Source organism: Roseobacter sp. TSBP12 (genome assembly GCF_009129705.1).
Taxonomy (GTDB): domain Bacteria; phylum Pseudomonadota; class Alphaproteobacteria; order Rhodobacterales; family Rhodobacteraceae; genus Celeribacter; species Celeribacter baekdonensis_A.
On sequence record NZ_PYIB01000076.1, the window covers coordinates 1 to 3755 of the forward strand.

Below are 3755 nucleotides of genomic sequence, written 5' to 3' on the forward strand. Positions count from 1 at the left end.
GAGGAAATCATGGTAGTCCCGGGGTCTGATGCCGGAGGGGGCAGAATAGTACGTTAAGGGGCTTTGCTCACCTTTTGGGCCATCTGTATTCGCCGGTGAGGAGGATGTGAGCCCATCCGAGGGGCGAGATGTGCGCCAAAAGGTCAGGAGAGCAATCCAGTTCCGACCGACGACGTCCAGCCACAGCTTTACCAAGATACTTGGTGTTCCAATAGATGATGGTGGCGGCGAGCAGGTTCAGCCCGGCCATCCGGAAATGCTGCCCCTCAGTTGTTCGATCTCGGATTTCGCCTTGGCGCCCGATGCGTAGGGCATTCTTGAGGGCATGGTGCGCTTCGCCCTTGTTCAGGCCGATCTGAGCCCGGCGTTGCATGTCGGCGTCAAGCAGCCAGTCGATGATGAACAGCGTCCGTTCAACCCGTCCGATTTCCCGTAATGCCACCGCAAGATCATGCTGCCGGGGATAGGCGGCGAATTTTCGCAACAGTTGGCTTGGAGGCATTGCGCCCGCCACCATGGTGGCCGCGCTGCGCAGAATGTCGGGCCAGTTCGAACTGATGACGGGTTCCCTGATCTTGCCACCGATCAAGCCTTTCAGCTCTTTTGGGCAGGATGTTGGATCGAAGAGGTAAAGGCGCTTGGATGGCAGATCCCGGATGCGGGGTATGAACTGGAAGCCCAGCAGAGCGGTGACGGCGAAGACGTGGTCGGTGAACCCGCCAGTATCGGCGTACTGCTCTCTGACCTTTCGCCCGGCGTCGGTCATCAACAGGCCATCCAGAATGTAGGGCGCTTCGTTCACCGTGGCCGGGATAGTCTGGGTGGCGAAGGGGCCGAACTGGTCGGAGACATGGGTGTAGGCTTTCAATCCGGGTTCATGGCCATACTTGGCGTTGATCAGATTCATCGCCTCGCCTTGGCGCGTGGTGGGGAAGAACTGCCCGTCACTGGACGCGGTGACACCGCTGCCCCAGAACCGGGCCATCGGCAAGGCAGATTGGCCTTCGATAACTGTGGCCAGGGCGCGTGCCATCGCCTCGCTTTCGACATGCCACCGCGACAGGCGCGAAAGCTGGAAATAATCATGGGTGTTGGTGGCCCCGGCCATTTTGCTGAGGCCAAGGTTCAGTCCTTCGGCCAGCAGCACATTCAGCATGCCGACCCTGTCCTTGCACGGGACGCCGGTGCGCAGATGGGTGAATGCTTCCGTAAAGCCGATCTCGTCGTCCACTTCGAGCAGGAGGTCGGTGATCCTGATTTCCGGCAGGCGGCTATAAAGATCAAGCACCATGGCATCGGCCTCTTCGGGGACAGCGGCAGTCAGCCGGTCTATTTTGAGGGCGCCGTCTTCGATGGACCCGCCCGGAATGGCACCGGCCCTGGCGGCGCGGGCCAATCGCTGTAGGCCCGCGGCCAGGCGAGACTTCCGATCCGCCAGCCAGGCATCCGGTTCGAACGGCATGGCCAGTTTTGGCGTGGCCCGGGCGACTTCGGCTGGGACCAGCGCGTCCTTTAGATCGCCATACCTGCGGGAATGTGCGAGCCAGATATCACCGGAACGGAAGGCATCGCGCAGATGGCACAGGACCGCCACCTCCCACAGTCGGTACCCATCATCGTTATTCAGGTGCCGATGCCATTTCGAGGTTCGGCGCAGAAAGGTCACGGGCCGGTCGGCGGTGGTTTCCGTTCCTGCGACGATAGCGGTGGCGGCGAGTAACGGTTCGGCTACCGGTGCGGCCTGAATATCGAGCGCCCGCAACATGCGGGGCGCATATCGTCGGAAGCGATGATACCCGTGAACAACGTGCGCGAGCGGATCGGCAGCCAATGTGTCGGTGAGTTGGGCAGCGGTGGCGACAAGCCCCCTGAGCGATGACCAGCCTCCCGCGTTTTGAACGGCCTCAATCAGGGGCGCCTGATCCTCATGCGCTTCCAGCAGTGCTGATCCGAGGTTTGAGAATCCCTGCAAGGTGTCCTTCAGAGCCGCCTTTGCGTCATCCGCCTGGGCATCGCACGCGCGTTTCGCCTCGCGCCATGTCTTCCCGACGATCCGGTCATGGGTTTCGACCACCGCATCGGCAATGGCACTGCGCCATTCCAAAGCGCAGACCGCGACGATGGCAAGGCGGCGGTCGCCTGAAATATCCCGCAGATCGCCGGCGAAATACCGTTCCCCTTGTCGTCGGAGGCGAGCAATGCGGTGAGGCGGCACATCGGACAGGATGGATTGATCCAACGCTATGCCCTGCAAGAATTCAAGCCGGTCGAGCAGGCGGTTTATATCGGCCGAGTTTCGGCCAACCTCGAATTGGCGCAGCCAGACAAAGCGGGTGACAGAGCTGTCCGCGCTTTCAGTCAGCAGTGCATCAAGCTGGCCGCGCAATTCATCATTCAGCCGGTCGGCAATCCGAGTGTCGGTCCGTCGCTCGGCAGCGACAAGTGCATCCGCGCAAAGACGTTCGATAACTGTGATCCCAGGTAGAATGGTCTGGGTCGCCCGGCACTTCTCTACAAAGCGCCGGGCCAGATCCTCGTTCGACCGGGCGGTTTCGGCTTCGCTCTCCAGCCAGGTCTTCAGGTCGCGCGCCCCTCGACCAGTAAACATCTTGTAGCCGTAAAGATTGCGCAGGGTGGCCAGGTGGTCACGGCGGGTTTCCTCCCGCGTTGCATAGTCTGCCAGATCATCGGGTCTCAGCCCGAGTTGCGCCGCCAAAAAGCGCGTCACTGCCGCAGGAATGACCTCACCGGGCGCCAGCAACCGACCTGGGTATCGCAGCGCGCAAAGCTGCAGGGCGAAGCCGAAACGATTGTGGGGGCGGCGACGGGCGCGGATGATTTCCAGATCGTCGTCCGCCAAGGTGTAGTGGCGCAGCATCGACGCTTCTTCAGTTGGCATGTCAAGCAGCGCCGCCCGCTGGCGGTCGGTCAGCATTCTCCGGCGGGGCATGTGGTTCCTTCCAAAATCATGAACATGGGTGTCCGTAAGAGGGTCGCTCAGCGGACATGTGTCACAAGGGTTGGCAAGGGCAGAGAAACCACATCCCAACATATCTCGTATAGCTGGTACGATTTGATTCGCACATGCGGCCCCTTAATCGTACAATTTGAACATGACTGTGACCAAGATTGGCTATGCCCGCTGTTCGACCGACAAACAGGATCTGACCGCACAGCGGCAGGCCTTATGCGACTTGGGGGTATCGGAGGATCTCATCTATACCGACCACGGGCTGACGGGCACCAACCGCGCCCGCCCCGGTCTCGACCAGGCACTGGCAGCCGTGCGCGAAGGCGATGTGCTGGTCGTGCCAAAACTGGATCGCCTTGCCCGGTCCGTCCCCGATGCACGCGCTATCGCAGAACAGCTGGAAAAAAAGGGCGTCAAGCTCGCCTTGGGGATGTCTATCTACGACCCGACGGATCCCATGGGCAAAATGTTCTTCAACATTCTCGCTACCTTTGCCGAGTTTGAGGCCGATCTGATCCGGTTGCGCACGAGAGAAGGCATGGCCATCGCCCGTGCAAAGGGCAAACTCCGTGGAAAACAGCCAAAACTCTCTGAAAAACAACAGAAAGAACTCGCGCGCATGCATGCAACCGGCGAGTATTCTATCAGTGATCTGGCTGAGCTGTTCGCGGTCTCCAGGCCAACGATCTACAGAACCCTGCACCGCACAGGGGCCAAAATCAGCCCTTAGCGTACTATTCTGCCCCCTCCGGCATCAGACCCCGTCCCGCCGGGTCTGGAGCGA

The 3755-nt window shown here is 60.6% G+C and carries 2 protein-coding genes; one reads left to right on the top strand and one right to left on the bottom strand.

The genetic code is table 11. The features are described 5' to 3' along the window. Positions 1-67: 67 nt before the first annotated feature. Positions 68-2950 carry a Tn3 family transposase gene (locus tag C8029_RS20735; RefSeq protein WP_152003641.1) on the bottom strand — a complete coding sequence of 961 codons (2883 nt, stop codon included), beginning with the start codon at positions 2948-2950 and terminating at the stop codon, positions 68-70. A gap of 163 nt (positions 2951-3113) precedes the next feature. Between C8029_RS20735 and C8029_RS20740 the strand changes: the two genes are divergently transcribed. Continuing rightward, positions 3114-3701 (top strand): recombinase family protein, encoded by a 588-nt coding sequence (locus tag C8029_RS20740; RefSeq protein ID WP_152003642.1) that lies wholly within the window; start codon positions 3114-3116, stop codon positions 3699-3701. Positions 3702-3755: the final 54 nt, after the last annotated feature.